Source organism: Streptomyces sp. NPDC060232 (genome assembly GCF_042726555.1).
Taxonomy (GTDB): Bacteria; Actinomycetota; Actinomycetes; order Streptomycetales; family Streptomycetaceae; genus Streptomyces.
In genome coordinates this window covers 1-21,743 of sequence record NZ_JBHXAG010000031.1, presented here as the reverse complement: position 1 = coordinate 21,743, position 21,743 = coordinate 1, and the positions used below count along the sequence as shown (strand labels likewise).

Here is a 21,743-nt window from a genome sequence, read left to right as displayed (position 1 = left end):
TTGGCGACTGTAGATATTCTGTGACACAAGCGTGACCCGGGACGGACGAACGTCCGGGCGCGGCGCTGACGAACGCCGAAGGCGGGCCGGGTCGATGACCCGGCCCGCCTTCGCTGTGCGGGGGTGGGTGGTGCGTACCGCCCCCGCCGCGGCCGTCAGCCGCCGGCGACCGGACGGGCCGCGGTGCCCCGCGTGCCGGCCCGCTCGGTGTGCGGAGGGCGGCGGCTGCCGACCGGGGTGACCGGGGTCCGCTCGGAGCGGATCAGGTGCGGCCGGTTGCCCGGGTGCACGGCCGGGCGGTGCGCCGGGGAGTGTCCCGTGACGGCGCCCGCCGCCGCGGCCGTAGCGGGCACCGCGGCCGGTTCCTCGGTGGTCCGCGTGACGGGGCTCAGCTGCCACTTGCCGCCCGCGGAGAGCAGCGGGGTGAGCGCGGAGACGACCGGGGCGGGCATCCGCCCGGTCTCGGCCCGTCGGCGCAGCATCTCGCGCAGCTCGAAGACGTAGGCCTCGGTCCGTGCGATGAGCGGCTCGAACCAGGGGAGGGCCAGCAGGATCAGCAGACCCGCGGACCAGCCCAGCAGGACGTCGCTGACCCAGTGCGTGCCGAGGTACACGGTGGTGGCGCCGACGCTCAGCGAGACGACCGCGGACACCACGGACAGCACCCGCCGGGTGACCACGGTGGAGGCCAGGTAGGCCAGGATCCCCCAGGTCACGACGGCGTTGGCGGTGTGGCCGGAAGGGAATATATCGCCGCCCGCGAAGAGTTCGGCCGAGCCGATCTCGGTGGCGTAGTGCGGGCCGAGCCGCCCCAGGCCCAGCTTCACCGACCCGACGGTGACGTTGAGCAGCAGCAGCGCCACGCCGAGGGTGATCAGCGGGCGGAGGGTGTGCTGCCGCCAGGAGCGCCAGCCGAGCCACGCGGCGACCATGACCGCGGTGGGCCCGCGCTGGCCGAGGACGACCAGGTAGTCGAGGAAGGCGTGCAGCTGCGGCCACTGCTCGTAGGGCCGGAAGAACATGATCTGCCAGTCGAGGCGGACCAGCCAGGACGTGGTCAGCACGGCCACCACGATGGCGAGGTAGAACGCGAGGGTTGAGCCCAGGAGTACGACGCGGTGCCGGCTCATCTGCGGGGTCTGCAGATGAGCCGGTCGCTCTGGTTCCCGGTCCAGCCGGGCGAAGACCCGCTCCAGACGGGTCAGGATTTGGTCGGTACGCACTCAATCGACGTTACCGCGCGGCGATGGTCAGCCCGGGCGAATCGCGGGCTTTGTGATGACCATGTGATGTGGAGTTGGTCTCACGCGGGTCCTAATTCCCGGTATTCCGGCAGGGGTTGGATCCTTCTCGATCCGGTGTCCGATAATTGTCGCGGCTGCTTATTCGGGCTTTATTACCGCAGGTCGATTCCCGATCCGGCCCGACCGGCCGGGCACCCGCTACGGAGGGCCCGAGCCGTTCAGCCAGAACGCCCCGTACACCGCCGAGGCCAGGGCGGCCGCGCCCAGCACCAGGACCGCCCGCCGGGTCCGCCACCGGGCCAACGCCACCGCCGGCACCAGCATCAGCGGGAACGCCGGCAGCAACAGCCGCGGCTTGGAGCCGAAGTACCCGGACGCGCACAGCGCGAGCGCCACGACGATCCCGCAGTACACGAGAAGCGGCGCCGGCTGCCGCTGCCGTACGCACGCCCCGTACAGCCACAGCACCAGGACGACCCCGGTGGTCAGCCCCAGCCCGGCCGGCCAGGCGGACGAGGCCAGCTTCGCCCCGACGAAGCGGGCGAAGGCCCAGCCGCCGTCGAAGCCGTTGCCCCAGCCGGCCTGCACGTCCAGGTACCCGAGCAGACCGCCGCCGGTGTGCGCACCCACCCACAGCACGTACGCGGCCGCGCCCGCCGGAGCCAGCAGCGCCCCGACGAGGGCGCGCCCTCCAGACCAGGCCGGGCTCGCGGCGTCCTGAACCGGGCCGGTCTGCAGGGGGAGCCCTGCCTGACGCGACCGCTCCCCGCTCCGCCAGGCCAGTACGGCGGCCACCCACACCGCCGCGACGACCGCCGCGCCGACCGGGCGGGTCAGCCCGGCCCCGGCGGCGAGCAGGCCCGCCGTCAGCCACCGGCCGCGCAGGGCCCCGTACAGCGCCCACGCCGCCAGCGCCGTGAACAGCGCCTCGCTGTACGCCATGGACTGCACGATCCCGACGGGCAGCGCCGCCCAGAGGGCGACGGCGAACACCGCCGTCCGGCGGCCGTGGAGCAGGTCGGCCACCGCGAAGATCCCCCACGCCGCCGCGAGCCCGGCGAGCACCGACACCACCAGGCCCGCCGAGCCGTACGAGAGCCCGGTCACCGCCGAGACCCCCCGTTCCAGCCACGGCAGCAGCGGGAAGAACGCCAGGTTCGAGTGAACGTCCCCGTCGGGCAGGACGATCTCGTAGCCGTACCCCTCGGCGGCGATGCGGGCGTACCAGAGCGAGTCCCATCGGGCCGACAGCAGGGTGTGCGGGCTGCTGCCCGCCACCGCGCCCCACACGGCGAGCACGGTCAGCCCGAGCAGCCGGACCGCCGCGAAGACGGCCAGCGCGGGCGCGGCCCGGCGAAATCCAAGATCTTTCACGGGCATGATTATCGGTGGCGCCCGACCGGGGCCGGCGCCGAGCACGACGGAGCGTGAGCGGGCGCGTACGCGGGGGAGGATTCCGGGGAGGAGGAGTGGCGCACGCCACACGGGGGTCGCCGCCGGGATGAGAGCTTGGCCACGTGACGGGCACACGAACTCGCGTACGCTGACCGTTCACTCGCGTGTCGATGCCGGACCCCGTTGGACGCCGCACAGCGCACCACCCTTCGCGGCTCCACCAAGACGCTGGTCCACCGAGCGCGAGGGATCACCTGGGAGGTACATGCATGGCGGGGACGAACGCGGCCACGGCCGGGACCCCTTCGCCCTGGCAGCGGCTGGGCGCGGTCTCCGGCGGTGCCAACCGCTGGGTCGTCCTGGCGGTTCTCTGCGTCAGCCTGGTCCTCGTCGCGCTCGACGCGACGATCCTGCACGTCGCTGTCCCGTCCGTCACCGAGGACCTGCGGCCCGGCCCGATCGAGCTCCTCTGGATCGTCGACGCCTATCCGCTGGTCTGCGCCTCGCTGCTGATCCTCTTCGGCACCCTCGGGGACCGGGTCGGCCGTCGCCGCGTCCTCCTCCTCGGCTACGGACTCTTCGGCGCGGCCTCCGCGACGGCCGCTTTCGCCGACAGCGCCCAGGTCCTCATCGCCGCGCGCGCCCTGCTCGGCATCGGCGGCGCGATGATCATGCCGGCCACCCTGTCGATCCTGCGCCAGGTCTTCCCCGACCGGCGCGAGCGGGCCCTCGCCATCGGCATCTGGACCGCCGTCGCCGCGATCGGCGCGGCCAGCGGTCCGGTCCTCGGCGGCTTCCTGATCGAGCACTTCTGGTGGGGCTCGGTCTTCCTCATCAACATCCCGCTCATGGCGCTGATCCTGCCCCTCGGACGCTGGCTGCTGCCGGAGTCGCGCGGCTCCGCGGACGGGCCGTGGGACGTGCTCGGCGCGCTGATGGCCGCCGCCGGCGTCCTCGGCTCGGTCCTCGGGATCAAGCGGATCGGCGCCGAACGGCACCTCCTCGACGCCGGGGCGCTGGTCCCGCTGCTGCTCGGCGCGGCGCTCCTCGTGCTGTTCGTACGCCGCCAGAAGCGGCGCGAGCACCCGCTGATCGACATGCGGATGTTCTCGCGGGCCGCCTTCTCCACCTCGGTCGCCTGCATCGTGCTCGCCATGCTCGCGCTGGTGGGGCTGGAGCTGATCGCCGTCCAGTACCTGCAGCTGGTGCTGCACCTCAGCCCGCTGGAGACCGGCCTGCGGCTGCTGCCGCTGACCTTCGCCGCCATGGCAGCGGGCGCCACCGGCTCCTACACCCTGGCCCGGGTCGGGCCGCGCACCATGGTGTCGCTGGGCTTCGTGCTGACGGCCCTCGCCGTGCTGCTGCTGACGCTGATGGGCCAGCAGGACCGGCCGGTGCTGCTGACCGTCGGCTTCATCCTGCTCGGCTTCGGACTGCAGACCACGCTGTTCGCCGCCTACGAGTCGATGCTGAGCGAGGCCCCGGCCGAGACCGCGGGCGGTGCGGCCTCGATCGGCGAGACCTCCTACCAGCTGGGCGCGGGCATCGGCATCGCGCTGCTGGGCAGCGTGATGAACGCGGCGTACCGGCCGGGGCTGGAGTCGGTGCCGGGGGTTTCGGCGGCGGACTCGGCGGGCGCGGCGAACTCCCTGGGCGAGGCCTACCAGATCGCGGCGGGCCTCGGCGGCCCGGCCGGGGAATCGCTGTACGCGGCGGCACGGCACGCCTTCGTGCACGGGCTGCACGTCACGCTGCTGGTGAGCGCGGCGCTGCTGTTCGCGGGGGCGCTGATGGCGCTGAAGCTGCCGCGGGGGATGGACTGCGGGGTGTCCGGCGACGCCGACCCGGTGCGGTTGCCCGCGCAGGCGAAGGGCGAGGCCGTGCGGCCGGCCGCGGTGGAGCAGGCCGGCGCCGGAAAGTAGGGCTGGATTTGCCCGCCGCAGGCCAATAGCTTCGGGTGGGCGCAAAACTTGCGCCGCCAGTGCTGTGACCCGGTGAACCTTCGCGGTCACAGCACCAGGTTCCGCTCAGGCCGCCGGGAGGCCCCGTGTCCTTCGTACCCACCGATCCGCTCGGGCTCGACGAGCTTCTCGGGCCCGAGGACCTCGCCGTCCGGGACACCGTCCGCGGCTGGGCCGCGGACCGGGTGCTGCCGAACATCGCCCAGTGGTACGAGAGCGGCGAGCTGCCCGCGATCCGGGAACTGGCGCGGGAACTCGGCGCCATCGGGGCGCTCGGGATGTCCCTGGAGGGATACGGCTGCGCCGGTGCCAGCGCCGTGCAGTACGGCCTGGCCTGCCTGGAGCTGGAGGCCGCCGACTCCGGGATCCGGTCGCTGGTGTCGGTGCAGGGCTCGCTCGCCATGTACGCGATCTGGAAGTACGGCTCGGAGGAGCAGAAGCAGCGCTGGCTGCCCGGCATGGCCGCGGGCGAGCTGATCGGCTGCTTCGGGCTGACCGAGCCCGATGTGGGGTCGGACCCGGCGGCGATGCGGACCTACGCCAAGCGCGACGGCACGGACTGGGTGCTGAACGGCCGCAAGATGTGGATCACCAACGGCTCCGTCGCGGCGGTGGCCGTGGTGTGGGCGCAGACCGACGACGGGATCCGCGGCTTCGCCGTGCCCACCGACACGCCCGGCTTCTCCGCGCCGGAGATCAAGCACAAGTGGTCGCTGCGGGCCAGCGTCACCAGCGAGCTGGTCATGGACGACGTACGGCTGCCCGCCGACGCGGTGCTGCCGCTCGTCACCGGGCTCAAGGGACCGCTCGGCTGTCTCAGCCACGCGCGGTACGGGATCATCTGGGGGTCCATGGGCGCGGCGCGGGCCAGTTTCGAGGCCGCACTCGACTACGCCAGGACGCGGGAGCAGTTCGGCAAGCCGATCGGCGGCTTCCAGCTCACCCAGGCCAAGCTGGCGGACATGGCCCTCGAACTCCACAAGGGCATCCTGCTCGCCCACCACCTGGGCCGGCGGATGGACGCGGGCACCCTGCGGCCGGAACAGATCAGTTTCGGCAAGCTCAACAACGTCCGCGAGGCCATCGAGATCTGCCGCACCGCGCGGACCATCCTCGGCGCCAACGGGATCTCTCTCGAATACCCCGTCATGCGGCACGCCACCAACCTCGAATCGGTCCTCACCTACGAGGGCACCGTCGAGATGCACCAGCTGGTGCTGGGCAAGGCGCTCACCGGGCTGGACGCCTTCCGGTGAGAGCCCTGCTCAGCTCTGGTTGAAGAAGTCGCGCGAGCGGCCGCCGGGCTCGCCGCTCACGATCTGGGTGTCGGCCGGGGTCAGCAGGAAGACCCTGGTCGCCACCCGCTCGATCGAACCGCGCAGCCCGAAGGTCAGCCCGGCCGCGAAGTCGACGACGCGCTTCGCGTCGGTCGGGTCCATCGACGACAGGTTCACGATCACCGGGACACCGTCGCGGAACAGCTCGCCGATGCCGCGCGCGTCACGGAATCCGTCCGGGGTGACCGTCGCGATCCGGCGGCCGTGCTCGTTGGCCGACTCGGAGGCCACCTTGACGCGGGGGTCGGTCACCCACTGGTCACCGGGGCCCGCGACGGAACCGTGGGCGGCCTCCGCGTAGTCGTCGTCGTAGTAGCGCTCGTCGTCGCTGTCCTCCACGAGACCCAGCCAGGCACTCGCCTTGCGCACCGAACCCATGGACTGCCTCCTTTCACCGCGGTCAGTCTGTCTTCTCTCCGCTGCCCCTATGCTCGTCCATGATGCTGACAACGCGCCAAGTGGATAGTCGCCGCGCAGGGGTTTCGTGACGGTACTGGTGCAGAACATCCGTTGCACGGTCAAGGATCCTGGTCCCTACCGCTGCTGACTGAGTGAAAATACGACCGCCGCCGCCGTACGGGTGGGCGGCGGGGGCGTACGGGTGAAGGAGACGGGTCGATACGATGCCGGGCAGGCACGCGTACGACACACGGGGGCAGCAGCTTGTTCGGCATAGTCAGACCTTGCACGCACCGGCTCGGAGAGCGGTTCAAGGCGGAGTGGATGGCCCATCTGTGCGGGCTGTGCCTGGCACTTCGGGGGGATCACGGGCAGTTCGCCCGGATCGTCACGAACTATGACGGTCTGCTCGTCTCCGTTCTGACGGAGGCTCAGTCCGGTCCCGCACCCGGCTCCCGGCGCACCGCCGGCCCCTGCCCGCTGCGCGGGATGCGCACCGCCGCCGTCGCCAAGGGCGAGGGCGCCAGGCTCGCGGCCGCCGTCTCCCTCGTCCTGGCCTCCGCGAAGGTGCGCGACCACGTGGCGGACCGGGACGGCCTGTTGGCCCGCGCCCCCATCGCCCTCGCCGCGCGCAAGGTGGCCCGCGGCTGGGACCGGGCCGGTGCACGCACCGGCGCCTCGCTCGGCTTCGACACCGCGGTGCTCGTGGACGCGGTGGACCGGCAGGCGGGCATCGAGACACTGGCCGGCCTCGGCACCTCGGTGCTCGTGGTGACCGAGCCGACGGAGACCGCGACGGCCGCCGCCTTCGCGCATACCGCGCATCTGGCCGGACGGCCGGGAAACGCCGCCGCGCTGGCCGAGGCCGGCCGCTACTTCGGGCGGCTCGCGCACCTGCTGGACGCGGTCGAGGACCAGGGCGCCGACGCGGAGGCGGGCGCCTGGAACCCGCTCACCGCCACCGGCACCTCGCGCGCCGAGGCCCGCAGGCTCTGCGACGACGCCCTGCACGGCATCAGGCTGGCTCTGGGCGAGGTCGAGTTCGCCGACGCGGGGCTGGCCCACCAACTGCTCGTGCACGAACTGCGCACCTCGGTCGACCGGGCCTTCGGGACCATGAGCTGCGGCCACACGGCCACCGTGTCGGCCGGGCAGGGCCCGAGCCCGTACGGTTCGAACCCGTACGGCGGGAACGGCGGCAACCCCTACGGTGGCGCTCCGTACGGCGCGAACCCCTACGGCCCGAACAGCCCCCAGGCACCGGGCGGCCCGCCGCCCGCGAGGTCCGGCGGGTACGGCAGCGGTGGCGGCGGGCTCGGCGGCGACGGCTTCGGCGGTGGCGGAGGCGGCGGTTTCAGCGGTGGCGGTCAGCACCCGCAGCGGCCCCGCCGCGGCCTGCTGGCCGGCTGCGCCGTGGCCATCGGGCTCTTCTGCACCTGCCAGATCTGCTGTACCGAACACGAGGGCCCCTGGTCGCGCAAGAAGCGGGACCCGTGGTGCGACGCCTGCGAGTGCTGCGACTGCTGCCGGCCGAACTCCTCGGCGACCGGCGGTTCCGAGGGTGGCTCCGGCGGCGGCGGCGGGGGCGGCGGCTGCTGCGACTGCAACTGCGGCTGCTGCTGCGACTGAGCCCGCGTCAGTTCCGCGCGCCCGGACGGCGTATGCGGGGATTCCCGCCCGGACGTGCGTGGAAGGGCTGAGCGGGATGAGCGATGACGCAGACGATCCGCACGCGGCCCGGCGGACACGGCGCGAGCACAGGGCCGCGACCGTGTCCGCCCCGTGCGGTCTGTGCGTGCCGGGAGGCGGCCCCCGGCCCGCCACCGACCCGGAAGGTCGAATTCCGGCCGTTCCGGGCCCGCACGGCCCCACCTGCCCGGCGGCACCTGGCACCGCAGCCGGCTGCGTACCCGGGGAAGCCCGAGCACGTCCGGTACGCGGGCGGCCCTCCGCCGCACCGGCCTGGGGAGACCCCGTGGCGCGGGACGCGGCGGGGCCCGCGCTGGAGGCGGCCGGTGCTGTTTCGCGGACATGCCGCGGGCGCGCCCGCGGCGGCGGCGCCCTCCGGACCGCCAGCGCCGGGGACCGTCCACAGGTCGTCGGGCGCAGCCTCCCGGGCGCCGGCCATGGGCGCGCCCGGCACGGCCGACGCCCCCTCCGCCGCCCGCAGGCCGGCATATCCCAGGCGCGGGGCGCGATCACCGTGGACCCCGACCGGGATCCGCCGCGCCGTCCGACCGCGCCCTCGCGGGCCCCTTCCCCCGGCCTCCGCCACCGCCCCGGAACACACCGCACCCCACGGTGAAGCGCGGCACGCGGAGGCCGAAAGCCGCTCTTGCGACCGGTATCCGACGACAGGACACTCCCGACAGCGCTTGTCAGGGACACGGCCAAAGTTCATGCGCCCCCCGTGCCCCCGGCTGCGCCTCACGGGCTCTGGCACCCCCACAACCGCCGGGCCCCCGAACCTCTCCAGGAGGACGAGAAGTGAGGATCAAGCGCACCACCCGTAACAGGCTGCTCGCGGTGGCCACCGGCCTGGCCGCCGCCGCAGCGCTCGCCGCACCCACGGCGGCGAGCGCGGACCCACAGGACGGCGGATTCAGCGCCGACCGGCTCGCCTCGGCCGGCGCCTCCGTCCTGCGCGCCGACATCGCGGGCACCGCCTGGCACGCCGACCCCGCCACCGGGACCCTCGTGGTCTCCGCCGACTCCACCGTCTCCGCCGCGGCCATCGCGAGAATCAAGCGCGAGGCCGGAACCGAGGCGGGGGCGCTGCGCATCGAGCGCATCCCCGGCAAGCTCACCAAGCTGGCCTCCGGCGGCGACGCCATCTACGCCAACAGCTGGCGCTGCTCGCTCGGCTTCAACGTCCGCAGCGGCGCCAACTACTACGCCCTGACCGCCGGGCACTGCACCGACGGCGCCGGCACCTGGTGGACGAACTCCGCCCGTACGAACGTCCTCGGCTCCACGGCCGGGTCCAGCTTCCCCAACAACGACTACGGCCTCATCAAGTACGCCAGCAACACGCCCGCGCCCCCGGGGACCGTCGGCAGCCAGGACATCACCAGCGCCGTCAACGCGACGGTCAACATGTCCGTGACCCGGCGCGGCTCCACCACCGGCATCCACAGCGGCCGGGTCACCGGCCTCAACGCCACCGTCAACTACGGCGGCGGCGACGTCGTCTACGGCATGATCCGCACCAACGTGTGCGCCGAGCCCGGCGACAGCGGCGGCCCGCTCTACTCCGGCACCCGTGCCGTCGGCCTCACCTCCGGTGGCAGCGGCAACTGCTCCTCGGGCGGCACCACCTTCTTCCAGCCCGTGGTCGAGGCCCTCAACGCCTACGGGGTCAGCGTCTACTGACCTGTATCCCGTGCGCCCCTGCCGGCACCCTGGACGTCCTCCCGCCTTCTGGGAGGATGTCCAGGGCGGCCGTGTCCCCGGGGGAAGCAGGTTCCTGCATGAAACGCATCGGCGTGACCGGGCACCGGTCCCTCCCCGACGCGGTGCTCGGCCATGTGGAGAGCGGCCTGCGGGCCGTACTGGGCGGCCGTGAAGGGCCGCTGGAGGCCCTCTCCAGCCTCGCCGACGGCGCGGACCAGCTGTTCGCGGCCGTCGCACTCGAATGCGGCGCCGACCTGACCGTCGTGATCCCCAGCGAGGACTACGAAGAGGCCTTCGAGGGCACCGAGGCGCTCGACCGCTACCAGCGCCTCAGGCGCCGGGCCACCCAGGAGATCCGGATGGGCTTCGCCCGCTCCACGGACGAGGCCTACTACGCCGCGGGCACCTACATCGCCGACTCCTGCGACCGGCTCGTCGCCGTCTGGGACGGCCGGCCCGCCCGCGGGCACGGCGGCACCGCCGAGATCGTCGCCTACGCCCGGTCCCTGGGCAAGCCGGTCACCGTCCTGTGGCGCGAGGGCGTGTCCCGGGACTGACCCACGCCCTCGCGCCACCGGCACGTCTCACTTCGGCCGTCGCCTCAACTGCTGTGCCGGGCAAGCCAGTCCGTGTGCTGCGGCGAGACGTACCGCTCGGTCTCGTACACCGACGACGGCCACTGCGACTCGGTGATGGTCGTCTGCATCACGACCATCATCGCCGCCAGGTCCTGCTCGATCAGGGTGTGCGCCTCGATCAGCGGGTGGTGGCGGCGCACCTCGTTCCAGGCGATACCGGCCGCCGCCGCCGTGCTCAGCAGCCCCGTCAGGCCCGTCCCCGGACCCGAACCGAACGCCCTCAGCACGGCGAACAGCAGCGCCAGACAGGTCAGCAGGACGATCGTCCACGACCACAGGTACGTCGCCCGCCGGGACACCTCCGTCCGCCGCCGGTACCAGTTGCGCTGCTCGATCAGCCTGTCCCGGACGTACGTCTCCCGCCGCACGTGGTAGTCCCTGCCGCGCAGCCGCTGCATCGCCCCGGTGATCTCCGCGCCCTCCGGCACGGCACCGGACGTCCGCGGATCCTCCCAGCCCATCTTCCGCAGCTCGGCCAGACCCGCCTCCAGCCGTGTCCGGTACGTCTCCCCGGGATCGGCCACGTCGCTGCCGAACGGCGCCCCGTGCACCGCGTACCGCCAGGCCAAGGACTTGATGAACTCCGCCGCACTGCGGTTGAGCTGCCACTGCGGGCGGGCCCGGCGCCGGGTCGCCCGCATGCCCACGCCCAGCACCCCCGCGTAGCCGAGCACGCTCAGCAGCCCGAAGAGGTGCAGCGGGCCGAGTTCCGGCCCCGGCGGCAGGGCCGCCGCCCCCGCGGCCACGACGAGCAGCAGCAGCTGGGTCCTCGTCGCCTGCGTGGACTCCCGCTGCCGGGAGATCGCCGCCTGGTCCGTGTGGTGGAAGAGGGCCGGCAGGTCCTCGTTTCGAAAGGTCATGCTGTCGGTCACAACGCCCCCCAGGAGTCGGGTGGCGGGCGGCGGGCACCGGAGCCCCGCCGCCCTCCGTCGGATCACACGGCCAGAGGCTCCAGATCCCGGTGGACCCGCCGCTCGTCACGGGCGTACCGGGTGAGGCTGTGCTCCTCGCCGAGCAGCCGGGTCAGTTCGACCACCGCCTCGTTCCGCACCCGGGCCGCCTCCTCCTTGCGGCCCATCGAGTCCAGGCTGACCGCCATGTTGGAGCCGCTCGCCAAGGTCTCGGGATGATGCGCCCCGAGCACCTCGCGCAGCCGCATCACCGCGAGCCGCTCCAGTTCCAGGGCCCCCTCCGGGTCACCCTGATCGGCCCGTGCGTTCGCCAGGTTGAGCGTGGCGAAGACCGTGTGCGGGTGGTTGTCGCCCAGCACGTCCCGCATCAGCCGGATCGTGTGCCGCAGCATCGCCTCCGCCGGCTCCGCCGCGCCCGTGCCCCAGTGGAAGACCGCCAGGTTGTTCACGGCCGCCAGGGTGTACGGGTGCCGCTCGCCCGGGACCTTCATGTACTCGTCCACCACCTCCTGCGCCAGGTCCCGCGCCCGTCCCGGGTCCCCGGTCGCGAACAGGTCCGAGGCCAGGTTCAGTTCGCAGGAGAGCAGGTCCGGGTTGACCGAGGTGTACTTGGCCCGGTAGCGGGCCCGGGTGGCCGTGGTCAGCCGCAGCGCGTCCTCCAGCTGGCCGGCCCGGCGCAGCGACACCGCCAGGTTCTTCGCGGCCGACAGGGTGCCCGGGAAGGCCCGGCCCAGCGTCCGCTTGTAGATCTCGTACGTCCGGCTCAGCAGCTGCACCGAGTCCTCGTACCGGCCCACCTCGCGCAGGTCGCGGGCCAGGTTCTGCGCCGAGGACAGGGTGTACGGGTGCTCCGGCCCGAGCACCTCCGTGCGCAGGTCGTACACCTCGGTGTCGATCTCACGGGCTCTGGTGTACTGGCCCACCAGCCGCAGGTTCAGCGCCAGGTTGTTCGCCGCCGCCAGCGTGCGCGGGTGCGCCTCGTGGAAGATCTGGCTGAACCCGTCGTGCGCGTCGGTCGCCAGCTCCATCGCCTGCCCGTACTGGCCCAGCGCGCCCAGCGTGTTGGCCAGACCGCTCGTGGTCATGTACGTGTGCGGGTGCGAGGGCCCCAGCACCGCCTTCTGCCGTTCCAGCGTGACCTCGTCCAGCTCCTTCGCCTCCACGAACCGGCCCTGCGAGCGCAGGATGTTCGACAGGTGGAAGCGCAGGTACAGGTACTGGAGGTCGTCGTTGCCCAGCATCTCCTTCCAGGCCTCGCGCAGCTCCTCGCCGAGCTGGTAGGCGGCCTTGAAGTCGCCGCGCTTCCACAGGTAGCGCACCCGGTCGATCAGCAGCCTGCGCGTCTCCGGCTCCTTGCAGTACCGGGCCTCGGACGGCGAGAGGTGCGACCAGATGGTGTTGAACCGCGGCCACGTCTCCGGGTTGTCGATCGGCTCGTCGTCGTCCGGCCGGGCCCCGGCCAGGATCCGGTGGACGGCGTGCCGGGCCTCCCGCTGGTCCTCCTCCGGCATCTGCGAGCGGATCACCGCCTGCACCAGCCGGTGCACCTGGATGCTGTTGCTGACCTGGTCGACCTTGGCCAGCGCGAACCGGCCGATCTCCCGGATCACCCGCCCCAGCACCAGCTTCTCCTGGAGCGAGGCGTCGTACGGCTTCAGGGCGTCGATCATCTCCTTGCTGTACAGCAGGTTCGCCGAGATCGGCTCGGGCGCCAGGAACGCGCACAGCTGGAGCAGCCGCACGGCGGCCGGGGAACGCGACTGGAGCCGCTCTATGGAGATGTTCCAGGTGGCGGCCACCGGCTCCGGATATCCGGGCGGCTGGTTCAGCCCCAGGACGCTCGCCGCCTGCTGGGCCAGCTGCTCGATGTACACGGCCACCGGCGTCGCGGTCTCCGCGATCCAGGCGCCCGCCTGCTCGACGGCCAGCGGCAGGTCGCCCACCGCGACCGCGACCTGCTCGGCGTCCTCCTTGCTGAGCCCGGGGGCCCGGCGCTGGAGGTGCTCGATGGACTCCTCGCGCAGGAACACGTCCACCGGGAGCGCGTCACCGTACTGGGACCAGGACTGGTTGCGGGAGGTCACCAGCACATGGCCCGGACCCCCCGGCGGGAAGAACCGCTTGAGGGCCTCGGGATCGTCGGCGTTGTCGAAGACCAGCAGCCAGCGGGAGGACGGCACCCCGCGCCGCAGCAGGTCGATCGCCTCCTGGGAGGCGGCCGCCATGTCCTCGCCCGTCTGCGCGCCCAGCCGTACGGCCAGCTCCGCGAGGGCCGCGACCACGTCGTCGGTCTGCTCCGAGGAGATCCACCACACCAGGTCGTAGTCGGCCATGAACCGGTGCACGTACTCCAGCGCCACCTGGGTCTTGCCGACGCCGCCGAGGCCGAACAGGGTCTGCGGCTGCGGCAGCACCACGGCCATCCCGCCGCCGAGCTGGTCGCGCATCCGCTCCAGCACCATGCTGCGGCCGGTGAACCCCGGGTTGCGGGGCGGCGCGTTCCAGATCTTCGGGACGGTCCCCGGGAAGCGCGGGCCGGGCTGCGAGGCGCTCGCCACGCTGTCGGGCAGGGCCATCGGCCGCTCCACCGCGCGCAGCAGCGCGGCCGTGGCGTGCACCTCGTCGAGCCGGAAGAGGTCCACCGGGTTGCGGTCGATGTACGGCGTGGCGAGCCGCACGTCACCCACCCTCAGCGGCACCAGCTGGCGCCGCCCGCCCGTCGGGTCCTCGGCTGCCGCCCGCTCCCACACGTCCACGGCCCGGGCGGACTTCAGGTACGCCGTGGACAGCAGCACCACGGTCCGGGCCGCGGTGTCGATGCTGATGCCCGTGCCGCCGCCCAGCGTGTCACCGCCGGCGGAGGCCGGGGCGCCCGCCGGCGGCCGCTCGGCCGAGACGTCCTTGGGCACCACCCGGAAGCCGGCCCGGGTCAGCACCGACTCGATCCAGTCGGCCCACATCCGGTTCTCGGCGACGTAGGACAGGAACAGGTCCGCCGGCAGCGCCGGGCGGCGCCGGGTGAACGCGTCCCTGATGCGCAGCCGGACCTCCTCGCCGATGGCCGGCATGGAGGTGATCTCCCCCTCGGTGACCACGGCGGTCAGCCGCTCGAAGGCCGAGAGCAGCGAGTTGGTCAGCCCCGCCTCGTCGCCGAAGGTGGCCAGCGTCTCCTCGTAGGCGTAGTAGGGCCGGTACGGGATCTCCACCGCGCCCCAGTAGGAGGTGAGCTCGTCCCCGACCAGGCCGCCCGGGAACCGGTCGAACTTGATCCTGGCCAGCGCCCGGCCCGCGTCGGCCTTCTCCTTCTCGCCCTCGTCGATCCGCATCGGGACCGGGTAGATCTTGATGCCGCGGTCGTTGAACCGCTCGTCGATCTGGCGGGCGACCGACGCGGCACCGTCGATGGACTGGTCGGACAGGGTGAAGCAGTCCACCAGGATGTCCGGCAGGTGCACGGTGCAGATGTCCGCGATGTCGGACAGACCGGTGCGGCTGTCGATCAGGACGTAGTCGTAGTTGCTCTTCATGTCCGCGCGTAAGGCGTCGAAGAAGAGCCCGCCGCCGAGCCGGTCGTAGAAGTTGTCCCAGTCGAAGGTGGACACGGTCGCGGAGTACTCGCGGTTCTGCCGGCCCGCCGAGACGAAGTCCAGGGTGCCGCCGTCCGGGAACTCCCAGCCCAGCGTCTCCGGCGTGAGCGAGACGGCGTGCGGCTGTATCCGCGCGTAGTCCTTGTGCCAGTCGTCCGCGCGCGCCACCGGACTGGTGGCGGCCCACGCGTACTCGCTGATCAGGTCGATGACCCCGGTGGTGGCCCCGAGCGTGGACGGGTCCAGGAAGGGGTGGAAGAAGCGGTGCAGGCCCGGAGCCTCCAGGTCCCAGTCCACGGCCAGGACCCGCTTGCCGTTGGCCGCCAGGATCCAGGCGGTGTTGGCCAGCGCCATGGTGCGGCCCGTGCCGCCCTTGTACGAGTAGAAGGTGACGATGCGTCCGTCACGGCCGTCCCTGCTGTCACGACTCGCTGTCATCCGCGTCCCCCCGGTCGGTGTCGTTGCTGTCGTTGCCGTCGTTGTGGCCGCTGGGCGTGTCGGGCGGGAAGGGCGCCCGCGGCGGGGCCGGAGGCCCGCTCATCCCCATCGGCCCCAGCAGCCGCGGGCGTTCGGTGTGGGAGTTGCCGGCCGGCAGGTAGACCTGGGCGTGTCTGAGGAACTGCTGCGCCGCGGCCTCGACCACCTGCGGCAGGATCTGGCCGAGGGTCTCCATGTTCGCCACCCCGTTGGCGGCGGCCCGGCAGGCCGCCCGGCCCTGGCCCATCTTGACCGGCAGGGTCTCCTCCAGCCGCCGCGCCAGCTCCAGCTCCTTCGCACGGCTCTGGTGGTCGTAGCGGTTCCACGGCACGACCACGTGGACCCACGGGCGGGACTCCTGGTCGAAGGCGGCCAGGCGCTGGCGGCGGTGCTCGTCCTCCACCACCCAGCGGTCCACGATCAGGATCTCCGGCCGGGTCGGCGGCTGCTTGCTGTCGTAGTGCCCGGCCTCGTCGTCGAAGGAGCCGATGCTGGTCTGGTAGTTGAGGTTCTTGACCAGGTCCTCGGCGACGTAGGCGATGGGCCGCTGCGCCGCCGGGTGGTACGGGTTCCACTCCAGCGCGCTGTCCCCGTAGTACTCCGGGCTGCGGCCGTCCGGCAGGTCGTGCCGGGAGGCGGCGGCCACGGTCACGTGCAGGGTGCGGGCGGGGCTGCCGCTGCCCGCGGGGCCGAAGGCGCTCGGCACGCCCCGGTAGTCCAGCGGCCGGACGGGTTCGAGGCGGACTGTCTCGGCGACCCGGACGATGCGCTTGGCCAGCTCGTACACCGCCCGCTCGTACTGCTCGGCGTAGCCGCGCAGTTTGATCAGCCCGTACAGCCCGTCGGTGACGTACCGCTCGCCGAAGGTGTTGTGGTTGAACTGCAACCGCTCTGCGGGGCCCGGGAGTTGCGAAGGGGGGACCGGCACCCATAGCGCCGGCACGATGGCCTCGGCCGGCTGGTTGCTCAATGCCCCCTGATGGATCGCCCGCTGCGCGAAGGCGTACCACTCCTTGCCGCACATCTCACTGGCGAAGTACCGCGGCGAGAACAGCGGCACGAAGACCCGGCAGGTGGCGAGCGCCGCCCCGAGCCGCTCCGACCAGCCCTCGCCGCTGCGTATCTCCCGGTCCATGAAACCGGCCTCGGCCCCGGCGGGCAGATCCGTCAGCGCCATGACATGGCTGCAGAGATCACGGAACAGGCGCTCGACCCACATGTCGGGGTCGGGCCCCCCGGCCCCGAATCTCGGTGTATGCGCATAACTGAGAAAAAAATACGGCTGCACTGATGCGGGCACACGCCCCCCGTCCCGAAGCTGCGAGCGAAGAAACATCATTCCGGAGCTGCTTCGCCACATCCCCTCATCGTTCAGTCAATCAGCGTCTGTTTTCGGTCATCCACTCAAGGGCGTGGTCCACGGCGTCCGGGACGGAGAAGAGCATGGCCGACGCCCCTGCGACCCGTCCCCTGCGCACCCGCGAATCCGGGAACGCCCTGCCGATCTCCGCGAAATCGCCGTCGTCCAGCGCGACGTCCTCGTATGCGGTCCACTCCCCCTCCTGGCGGGACCCCTGACGCCCCTCCGGAAGGTTCACCTTCACCACACACTCGTACATGCGCAAGGGGGGCTTGGGAATTCGATACTCGGCGAGATGGAAAGCGGTGCAGACAGCAAACCCCACATTGATCATGAGCACCTGTCCGCCCTCCCAGCACAGCTTTCCCAGGGGCGACTCCTCGCCGAGGTGGCATTCAAGGCGGTGACCGGCGCAAAGCCGCTGCGCGTCCGCGCCGAGCGCGGCGAAGGACGTCTGAGGGTGGGAACTGCGCGCGGCCCCCGGCGCCGTGCGGACGGCCTCCGCGAGGGAGCCCATGCCGTGGCTGGGGGTGCTCGCCGGATCGAAGGCCGGCATCCGGTCGACGAACGCCCGCACCTCCGCCTCGTCCATTCCGGCGATCCGCTCCAGGTGGGCGCTGGACGTCCTGGAGTTCTCCGGGGTGAACGCGGGCGCCACCAGGGTGCCGCGCGGGCCCAGGACGCCCCTCAGGGCGTCGCGCAGCTGCTCCGCGCGCAGCCCGGTCCCGCGCAGGGAGGCGTGTACCAACAGCCGCATCCCCGGCCGGACCCCGAGCAGCCGCAGCTGCACCGCGAGCTGCAGGGCGCCCGTGGCCCGGCGGCCCCGGCCCGGGCCCGCCGGGGCGGGGGCCGGGGAGGGGGAGTGGGAGGGGGAGTGGACGCCGCTCACGCGTCGACCGCCTTCAGCTCGTAGCGCAGCTCCGCCACCAGGCGCTTGCCGGTGACCGTCAGCTCCGCCGCCCCCGACAGCCGGTCCAGGGCCTCGTGGATGCGCTCCGAGCCGCCCGGCTCGTGCCCCGCCGTCGCCCGCCGGTACGCCTCCACCGCCACCCGCTCGTGCACGTCGGCCAGCAGCCGCGACACCGGCACCGGGCGCGACCGCCACGGCGACGGGTGCTGCCACTCACCGTCCAGCGCGTACAGGTCGGTCACCTCGGTCAGGGCCCGCAGCCGGGTCCGCCGCCGCCCGGTCAGCAGCGCCAGCGCGGTCTCCCGTACGCCCGCCGCGTACGGCACCCCGAGCGCACCCGGCCCGCTCCGGCCCGCCTCGCCCCAGCCGCCGGCCCGCGGGCCGCCCGCGAGGGGCGTCAGGGTGGTCAGCCCGGCCTCGGCCGTCCGGGCGAACCCGGGCACCGCCTTGTGCAGCAGCGCCCAGGCCCGGTCGAGCCTGCCCCGCCACTCCTCGGCCTCGCCGGCGCCGAGCCGGAGCCTGGGAGGGCGGGGGAAGCAGTTGCGGTACGGGTCGAGGTCCTCCAGGGCCACCGGCGCCGTGTCCGGGCCCGGCGACCAGGTGCGGACGGGCTGCCAGCGGGCGTCGCCCGCCGCCGGCCCGAAGCGGTGCTCGGAGCGGCCGTCCCGGACGGCGTACCCCTCGTCGGTGACGCGTAGCGAGGCCCGGCCCTCCGTGCCCGGCTCCCCGAGCCGCAGCAGTCCGAGCGTCGGCAGGTACACCTCGCCGTCCCGGTAGGCCACCTCGGCCGGCAGGTCCAGCCCGCCGCGCAGCACGGCCGCCGCGGCCAGCGCGGTGAGCCTGCGGGCCGCCTCCGCGCCGCCGGTGCGGCCCTCCCGCCCGGCGTCCAGGGCCGCCAGGACCCAGGTCCGGGTGAACGGGTGGTCCAGTACGGCGTCCAGCGCGTCGGCGCCGGCCTCACCGGCCCGCTCCACCGCGGCCACCAGCTCCCAGGCGCGCGCCCAGTCGGGGTCGTCGGCCAGGTCCGCGTTCAGCCGGGCCAGCAGGATCCGGGTCAGCTCCTCCTGGGAGCGGGCCAGTTCGGCCGGGTCCGACAGCTGCGGAGCGGTCTCCCGGTGCGCGGTGCGGCCCTCGACCCCGTCCACGAGTTCGCGCAGGTCGGTGCAGTACACGGAGGGGTTGTCGAAGCCGTTGCGGTCGCGGTAGCGGTGGGTGTAGAGACCGCCCCCGCACGAACGTACGACGGGGCAGCGGCGGCACGTATCGCTGACGCCCGCCAGGCCCAGCTGGCGGGCCCGGACCCCGGGGTGGGCCGCGACCTGGTCGAAGGCGTGGTCGAAGACGTTGAACCCGGTGGCCGCGGCCCCCTCGAAGGCACTCTTGAGGGAGTCCACCTGCTCCAGGGTCCCGTCGGTCTCGACGACGACGAGGTCGGTGGGCGCGAGGCCGAGCGACTCGGTGAGGCTGGGACCGCCGCGCAGGGTGGACAGCAGTGACTCGAAGAGCCGTACGGGCACCGGGCGGCCCAGCCGCTCCCAGTGGTCGAAGATCCGCAGGAGCCAGCGGGCATACGCGTCGGGGGCGCCGTCCGGCCGGACGGGGGGCGTCTCCCAGGTGGCGTGCGGGAGGAGGAAGTCCACCCGCGGTGGGTCGAGTTCGACGAGCGCGTCGAGCACGGCGACGGGATCGTTGGCCACGTCCACGGTGCAGAGCAGGCCCTGGTAGAGGTGGCGGTAGGGCGGGGAGCGCAACAGCGCGACGGCGGCGAGGACCAGCGGGTGGCTCGTACGGCCGTCCGCGAAGCGGCGGTGGCGGTCGTTCGCGGCACGGTCCCCGTCGAGGGAGACGCCGACGCGGACGCCGAACTCCGCGAAGAGGTCGAGGTAACGGCTGCTGAGCTGGAGCCCGTTGGTGTGGATCCGCAGGTCGAGGGCGGCGATGCCGGTGAGCGCCCGGCTGAACTCCTCGCAGACGAGTCGGAGCCGGGCCGTGCCCGCCAACAGGGGTTCCCCTCCGTGGAGAATCACCGTGACGGAGGGGAGTGCATGGTCACGGGCATGTTCGGCGAGCCTGGACGCGGTCCGTGAAATAACCTCGGGGGAGATCACTTTCGGCCGGGCTCGCCAGCTCTGATCTGCGTGTTCGTAGACATAGCAATGATCACAAGCCAGATCGCATCTGCTGTGGACTTTCAGGACGATCTCGCGAAATGCGATCAGGCCGGTCATTCCGCCAGTCTAGAGCGCCTACTGCGTGTCAGAGCGCGGAGTTGAAGATCGGTGCCTGAACCGGACGGCCGGATTCGGCGGGCAGCACGCGGCCGAGCGTCGCGGCCGCGGCGGCGGTCTCGACGTCGATCTTGGCGAGCGGGACCCGGCGGGCCTTGACCGTGCTGGTCGGGGGGGTTGCGGAAGTGTTCACGACACCGTCCTCGGGGAAGCCATGTGGAATGGGCATGTGAATGACGACAGCGACGGCTGCCGTCAAGCGTGGACTTTACTCGGCCACACCCCATTGGCAACCGAGACATGACGCCTGGTCAACCGTTCTATAGCGAGTGCGGCGTATTTCTCGACGTGGCGTATTCGGCCGTTCGCCGGACGGCAAGATCCATTTCTCCTGGTGCCGGACCCGGTCGGGGATCGCGCCGGGCCGGGCAGGGGGGTCCGGGCGGGGACGGTACGGGGCGGGAACCGCCCGTGACCTGCGCCTCCGCCCACCCGGCGGCCGGTCGGCGCCGAGGCCGCGCCGCGCACGGCCGGGCTGCACGGGGTCCATGGCCGCGGAGGGGGCCTGCGCGCGGATCCCGGTGGCCGGGAGCGCGGTCGTCCCGGACGGCGCACCGGACTCAGAGGGCGGCCGGCGGCCTTCCTCCCCGCCGGGCAGCGGGTAGAGGGCGGTTGCACGGGCCGTGGCCGGGGCCAAGTCGCGCTGGTAGGCGCACATGTGACGTCTATTCAGCGGCACGGAGGGGGCGGGTGCGGCTCCCCCCGACCCCGAACGGCCTTCACGCCGGCTGTTGTTCGCTGAGGGGCGGGGTGGGGAGGTCGCGCAGCAGCCAGTTCAGTACGTCGGGCAGCGCGCGCAGGGCGGCGAAGTGCGCGGCGGCCGGCTCGATCGTGGTGGTGGCCCCCGGGATCCGGCGGGCCAGCCAACGGGAGTGGCCCACGGGGGAGAACACGTCGAGCTCCCCGTGCCAGATCATCACCGGGCAGCGGATGTCGGCGGGGTCGAAGCCCCAGGGGCGGCTGAAGGCGAGGACGTCGTCGATCCATCCGTACGCCGAACGGCGCAGCCCCTCGCGGTAGTTCCGCAACAGCATCGACCGCAGCCCGGCATCGGAGACGATCATGCGGTCGTTGTCGGTCAGTTCCCGGCGCAGCTCGTCCAGCAGCCGCCCCGGGTCCTTGCGGATGCCGTCGGCGCGCGGGATCAGCCGGGCGGCCAGTTCCTCGGGATCGGTGGAGGCGGTGGTGTACTCCTTGACGTTCGACGCGGCCATCCCGGCGAACCAGTCCAGGTCCTCCGCGTCCCTGGGGGCCAGCCCGACCATCGCCGCGGTACGGGTGACCCGGTCCGGCAGCAGGGCGGCGCAGGCGAGGGCGCCGGCGGCGCCTCCGGAGCGGCCGGCCACCGCGAACCTGTCCAGGCCGAGGGCGTCGGCCACGGCGGCCACGTCATGGGCCACGTCCGCGACGGTGCGGCCCGGATGGCGGTCGGAGTCGCCGTAGCCGGGTCTGTCGTAGGCGATGAGCTGCATCCGGCGCTGGTAGAGGACCATGCCCCGGGGGGCCGGGCCCAGGCGGCTGCCGGGCATGCCGTGGAGCAGGAAGACGGGCTTGCCGTCCGGATCGCCCCAGCGCTCCACGGTCAGAGCGCGCCCGTCCGCTGTGCGCACCTGATCGCGCACGCGCTCCCTCCCTCACGATCGATGTGAGTCGTCACGGCGATTGTGCTCGCTGGGGGAGGAGTGCGGTAGGGCGCACTTGGGGCGTGTCCTGAGCCGACGCCGAGCGTGCCCACCAGCGCTTGGGCCCGCCCGTGCCCTGCGGTTCGGCTGCCGTCGGTGTTTCGGCTGCGGGCCGGTGGCTGCTGGGGCTCTGCCCCAGGCCCCGCGCCTCAATCGCCGGC

Annotated in this window: 15 protein-coding genes; 5 read left to right on the top strand and 10 right to left on the bottom strand. The window is 72.8% G+C overall.

The genetic code is table 11. The features are described from left to right. Window positions 1–155: 155 nt before the first annotated feature. Complete coding sequence (locus ACFWFZ_RS30980; protein WP_387126712.1) at window positions 156–1,223, bottom strand: phosphatase PAP2 family protein; 1,068 nt, start codon at window positions 1,221–1,223, stop codon at window positions 156–158. 219 nt (window positions 1,224–1,442) lie between these two features. Then, the gene (locus ACFWFZ_RS30975; protein WP_387126710.1) at window positions 1,443–2,624 is read right to left on the bottom strand and encodes a glycosyltransferase family 39 protein; all 1,182 of its coding nucleotides are present in this window, start codon (window positions 2,622–2,624) and stop codon (window positions 1,443–1,445) included. Window positions 2,625–2,908: 284 nt separating this feature from the next. Between ACFWFZ_RS30975 and ACFWFZ_RS30970 the strand changes: the two genes are divergently transcribed. Together ACFWFZ_RS30970 and ACFWFZ_RS30965 are read left to right on the top strand one after the other, a co-directional pair. Next, window positions 2,909–4,561: an MFS transporter gene (locus ACFWFZ_RS30970; RefSeq protein WP_387126708.1), complete on the top strand. Its 1,653-nt coding sequence runs from the start codon at window positions 2,909–2,911 to the stop codon at window positions 4,559–4,561. Between the two features lie 125 nt (window positions 4,562–4,686). Further along, window positions 4,687–5,856, top strand: a complete 1,170-nt coding sequence (locus tag ACFWFZ_RS30965) for an acyl-CoA dehydrogenase family protein (RefSeq protein ID WP_030831123.1) — start codon at window positions 4,687–4,689, stop codon at window positions 5,854–5,856. 9 nt (window positions 5,857–5,865) lie between these two features. Here the strand turns inward: ACFWFZ_RS30965 and ACFWFZ_RS30960 are convergent, their stop codons facing one another. Next, a complete protein-coding gene (locus ACFWFZ_RS30960) occupies window positions 5,866–6,315 on the bottom strand; it encodes a cell division protein SepF (RefSeq protein WP_387126706.1) in 450 nt (149 codons plus the stop codon). A 285-nt stretch (window positions 6,316–6,600) separates the two neighbouring features. Between ACFWFZ_RS30960 and ACFWFZ_RS30955 the strand changes: the two genes are divergently transcribed. The 3 genes from ACFWFZ_RS30955 to ACFWFZ_RS30945 all read left to right on the top strand — a co-directional run bounded on the left by ACFWFZ_RS30955 (window position 6,601) and on the right by ACFWFZ_RS30945 (window position 10,286). Further along, complete coding sequence (locus ACFWFZ_RS30955) at window positions 6,601–7,965, top strand: DUF5685 family protein (RefSeq protein ID WP_387126704.1); 1,365 nt, start codon at window positions 6,601–6,603, stop codon at window positions 7,963–7,965. A gap of 858 nt (window positions 7,966–8,823) precedes the next feature. Continuing rightward, on the top strand, window positions 8,824–9,708 hold the full coding sequence (locus ACFWFZ_RS30950; protein ID WP_387126702.1) for a S1 family peptidase: 885 nt from the start codon (window positions 8,824–8,826) through the stop codon (window positions 9,706–9,708). Between the two features lie 98 nt (window positions 9,709–9,806). Continuing rightward, window positions 9,807–10,286, top strand: coding sequence for a hypothetical protein (locus ACFWFZ_RS30945; protein ID WP_387126700.1), 480 nt, complete (start codon window positions 9,807–9,809; stop codon window positions 10,284–10,286). A 44-nt stretch (window positions 10,287–10,330) separates the two neighbouring features. Here the strand turns inward: ACFWFZ_RS30945 and ACFWFZ_RS30940 are convergent, their stop codons facing one another. From ACFWFZ_RS30940 to ACFWFZ_RS30910, 7 genes are all read right to left on the bottom strand, one after another. Continuing rightward, window positions 10,331–11,227, bottom strand: coding sequence for a DUF4231 domain-containing protein (locus tag ACFWFZ_RS30940; RefSeq protein WP_387126698.1), 897 nt, complete (start codon window positions 11,225–11,227; stop codon window positions 10,331–10,333). Window positions 11,228–11,301: 74 nt separating this feature from the next. Next, window positions 11,302–15,303: an FxSxx-COOH system tetratricopeptide repeat protein gene (gene fxsT / locus ACFWFZ_RS30935; protein ID WP_387126696.1), complete on the bottom strand. Its 4,002-nt coding sequence runs from the start codon at window positions 15,301–15,303 to the stop codon at window positions 11,302–11,304. After that, entirely contained in the window at window positions 15,287–16,678 is a 1,392-nt protein-coding gene (locus tag ACFWFZ_RS30930; RefSeq protein ID WP_387126784.1) for a TIR-like protein FxsC, read from the bottom strand. Before ACFWFZ_RS30930 ends, fxsT begins: the two co-directional genes overlap by 17 nt. 43 nt (window positions 16,679–16,721) lie before the next feature. Beyond that, window positions 16,722–17,591: an aminoglycoside N(3)-acetyltransferase gene (locus ACFWFZ_RS30925; RefSeq protein WP_387126694.1), complete on the bottom strand. Its 870-nt coding sequence runs from the start codon at window positions 17,589–17,591 to the stop codon at window positions 16,722–16,724. Then, a complete protein-coding gene (gene fxsBH, locus ACFWFZ_RS30920; protein ID WP_387126692.1) occupies window positions 17,588–19,840 on the bottom strand; it encodes a radical SAM/SPASM protein FxsBH, inactivated beta-hydroxylase extension form in 2,253 nt (750 codons plus the stop codon). Before fxsBH ends, ACFWFZ_RS30925 begins: the two co-directional genes overlap by 4 nt. 28 nt (window positions 19,841–19,868) lie before the next feature. Beyond that, window positions 19,869–20,033, bottom strand: coding sequence for an FxSxx-COOH cyclophane-containing RiPP peptide (gene fxsA, locus ACFWFZ_RS30915; protein ID WP_075970048.1), 165 nt, complete (start codon window positions 20,031–20,033; stop codon window positions 19,869–19,871). Between the two features lie 586 nt (window positions 20,034–20,619). Continuing rightward, window positions 20,620–21,522 (bottom strand): alpha/beta fold hydrolase, encoded by a 903-nt coding sequence (locus ACFWFZ_RS30910; RefSeq protein WP_030661366.1) that lies wholly within the window; start codon window positions 21,520–21,522, stop codon window positions 20,620–20,622. Window positions 21,523–21,743 lie beyond the last annotated feature (221 nt).